The 3,742-nt window shown below is 35.2% G+C and carries 3 protein-coding genes; all 3 read left to right on the top strand.

What is annotated here, in order from left to right:
- The first annotated feature begins 643 nt into the window (after positions 1-643).
- Entirely contained in the window at positions 644-1,354 is a 711-nt protein-coding gene (locus tag J7K93_04505) for a transposase (GenBank protein MCD6116255.1), read from the top strand.
- A 752-nt stretch (positions 1,355-2,106) separates the two neighbouring features.
- Positions 2,107-2,799, top strand: coding sequence for a class I SAM-dependent methyltransferase (locus J7K93_04500; protein ID MCD6116254.1), 693 nt, complete (start codon positions 2,107-2,109; stop codon positions 2,797-2,799).
- Between the two features lie 598 nt (positions 2,800-3,397).
- Positions 3,398-3,742, top strand: a 345-nt coding sequence (locus J7K93_04495) for a hypothetical protein (protein ID MCD6116253.1), incomplete at its 3' end; no start/stop codon positions are given.

Genomic DNA, 3,742 nt, shown 5'->3' with positions numbered 1-3,742 from the left:
CTGGGCTATTCGTGTCAAAGTCGTTTCAATGAGAGCTTTCATCGGATTATGGTGGTTTCACCGAGTGAATATAGAAAGATGGCAAAAAAAACGTAAGTAAAACCAAAAAAACGTTATTGACAAGGAGGATTTTTGTTTTGTAAATATTATATGTAAATGGTTGGTTTAATTTCATAAGTAAAGGAGGATACAATGGAAGTAAGAGCAGAGAAGTTAGAAAGAAAGAGTGCAACTGATGGTGCGAGTACTGGAGACTGGCTTATCTTTGCAGGTGCTTTATTATTGGCTGCTGGGAAATTACTAAATGCTAGCTAATTAAGGTCACTTTTTTTGTAGTGATCGGAATAATTAGATTTGCGTAATAGTGATATCATTCTACCAATCCTATATAATAATAGATTGGTGGGAGGCTCACTATTAAAAAGACGGAGGTAGTAAATATAATTATTCTCTAACTAATAATATGAATTGTGTGTTGCCTCTTGTAAAAAATGTTTTTTGTTTAATCTTAACTATGTGTCCATTTTTTTGTGGCAATTCCACTCCTTTCTGTGGTTACTTCAACCAACTTAAGTTAAGACCTTTTTATTCAAATTTCAACTGAAGCAAAACAAGGCGTTCAATTAGTTCAGATATAATTGCTGTGGTTGTGGATGGAGTTTGGATTAAATACCGTAATAGAGGTAAAGGAGTGATATTGATTGCTCTTGGTATTACAGATACTGGTCAGGTAATTTTTCTTGATTGGCAGGTAAGTGAGAGTGAAAACTGTTCATCATGGCTTAGTCTTTTTAGAGCCCTAATCTCCAGAGGAATGAAAACACCCGAAGTGATCGTAAGTGATGATACGTCAAGTATAGAGAAGGCCATACATTTTGCTTTTGGCGAAGGTGTAAAACACCAGTTGTGCTTATGGCATGTGTCGCAGGACATGAAAAGACATCTAAGAAACCGTCAATACTGGAACATACGGCATTTTATGCGTGATTTTTGGCAAGTGTTTGATACTTTATCAAAAGAAGAACTGGAAAGAAGAGCTATTCAATTTATTAAATTCTGGCAAGAGAAAGAAGCGGATGCCATAAAAGTTTTTTTGAGTAAAAAGAAGAAACTCATTATCTATTTTGATTATGACATAAAATGGAGGCATCGTTTACGAACGACAAATCTGGCTGAGGGATTCTTTAAGCATTTAAAGACCTTTATACGTCGCTATCCAGGATGGGTTGATGAGGCTCAGATTGATATTACATTAGGATTGTATCTGCTGGGAATGAATGCTTATAGACATAATAAAAATAATTTGGAGAACCCCGTTTCTATTAAAAACGTAAATTTCAACAGACTATATTGACAATGTCGATATGTGAACCTACAAAAATTTCCTTTACAATAAGTGGAAAATTTTGTAATTTAACAAAATAATGAGAGTTATATAGATAGGTAGTAAAAGCTTTTTCCAAAATAAAAATATAAAATTTAAAAACATAAATTAGGGGGCTACAAAATATTTTTTATAGGATAATAATGAAATATAAAGTTGGGTTTAGAGCAAGGGCAATAAAAAATTTAAAATAAATTTCCAGGGCGGATGTACATAAGATTTTGGCGAAACTTAATAAAATGAGCGATAATCTTCAAGGCGACGTGAAACATCTGACAAATTGTTCATCCGTGCATCGATTACGTGTCGGAAATTATGGAGTTTTATTTGAGATATTTGAAAAAATAATTTTTATCTGTCGTATACGACAGATAAAACGATTATACGAATAAGCTTAGAATTTAATTATGATTGAATTACCTCCAAATTATTTTAAAAAATGGTAGGAAAAAGATTACTGTTTCGTCGCATAAAAAGTTTATCAAAATTCAAGAAGTATCGGCTGATTATGAAAATTTGTATGTACTTAGAGAGGCTAAAAATTTAGAAACTGATTCGACTCTCAAGAAAAATGCTAAACTCAAAATGCACCAGATGAAAACGTGATCTGTCATTTTCAATTTTTAAACCAGTATCCTGTACAGTGTCAGTTGTATTCAACGGTAATTTAACCGTTAGGCAAATATTGGAAATAAAGCAGGCTTTCATTGAGGAGTCAACGTATGATTTTACAACTTGAAAATATTTTTTCGGATCCGCCATTGGTTCATAGGGGCGGAACTATGGTTTGGGGCTTGAACGAGGATGTACTGAGATACATTGATGATACACTGAAGCCAGGTGCTAAAACTTTGGAGACTGGTGCTGGTATAAGCACTATTTTATTTGCAGTACGATCATCGGTACATACCTGCATCGTTCCATCCGAACAGGAAGTGAGTCTGATTCGTGATTACGCTCTGAGAAAAGATATCTCCCTGGATCATGTTCATTTCATCGTTGATTATTCCCAAAATGTTCTTCCTACTTTGGAGCAGGAGGATCTGGATCTTGTACTTATCGATGGGGGGCATGGTTATCCTATTCCCGCTATAGACTGGTTTTACACCGCTCCAATGTTGAAGATCAATGGTGTGGTTATAATTGACGATGTTCAACTGTGGACTGGATTGGAATTAAAGCGTTTTCTAGCTGAAGAAGAATCCTGGAAGTTTGTCCGGAATTTTGCAAGATCTACAGCCTACGAGAAAGTAGGACAAGAATACGCCAGAGAATGGACATTCCAGCCCTATATTATCCGCAGAAGTCGTATACCACGGATACTGAATCTGCTACGGAATGCCTTTTTATTGCTCTTGAATTGTGAATTTTCTAAGTTGGCCACAAAGGTACGCAAACAACTTATGAAAGGTTAACTTGGCGTGCATGGTAAAACGCATCATGCCGGTCATTGCATACCTGATGGACAGAAAGAGCAAAAAATTGGATTTCAATATCAACCTATTACGATTAAATCAAACCCAAAAGCATATTTTTTGGAGTAACGCACACAGTAGAAGAATAGCTGCTCATTGTTGTAAATGTTAATGGATTCTGTCAGGTTTACGGGATTTGTCCTTGCAGCACGGGCAGCGGGATGATTAAAACTGCAAATGCCATGGCTCCTGTAATAAGCTGCCAAATCCTGTGGATTTATTAAAGATTGCAAGTGAAATACTAATGTTAAAGAGAATTATTATCCTTCACAAATGTTTGCATAAAATAAATAATAAAAAAATACTTGACAAATGGTATTTTTTTACATTAGTAAAAATATTGATTACATTATTATACTTAAGTAAATAATGCATCCGATTAAAAGCCATATCAAGTTTATATCCAAAGGGGAAGAGGTAACATTGGCCGTAGAGGTCTGTTTTAATGTTATCTGAAAATATCATAAGTTTAAGAATCCAAACCTCAAATTCAGGGGGAATTTGTGAAATATGTAAGAGTGATTAGGATTATTCTGGGATTTTATTAATCTTTTCCGGTATTACAAAGATTGCAGATCCTTCCAAAGCTGTTGATCTTATGCTGGAATTAAAGGTTATTCCTGAGCTTGTAATTCTGTCTGTTGTTTCAATTCTTCCGATTCTTGAGATTTTAATCAGGGTGCTGTTAATTTCAGGAATGTATCAAAAATTTACATCAATTTCCGCATTAGTATTGTTTTCAGGCTTCTTTTTCATAAGCATTTACGGAACAATAATGGGCTTAAGTTCAGACTGCGGGTGTTTCGGGTCTGTTATTAAAAGCAGGATCGGGTGGGGTATGGTTGTGAGGAACGGGGCGTTTGTGGTTGGGGCGGTGTATGGG

It is taken from the genome of bacterium, assembly GCA_021158245.1.
GTDB lineage: Bacteria > Zhuqueibacterota > QNDG01 > QNDG01 > QNDG01 > QNDG01.
This window is presented reverse-complemented; position numbering and strand designations above follow the sequence as displayed.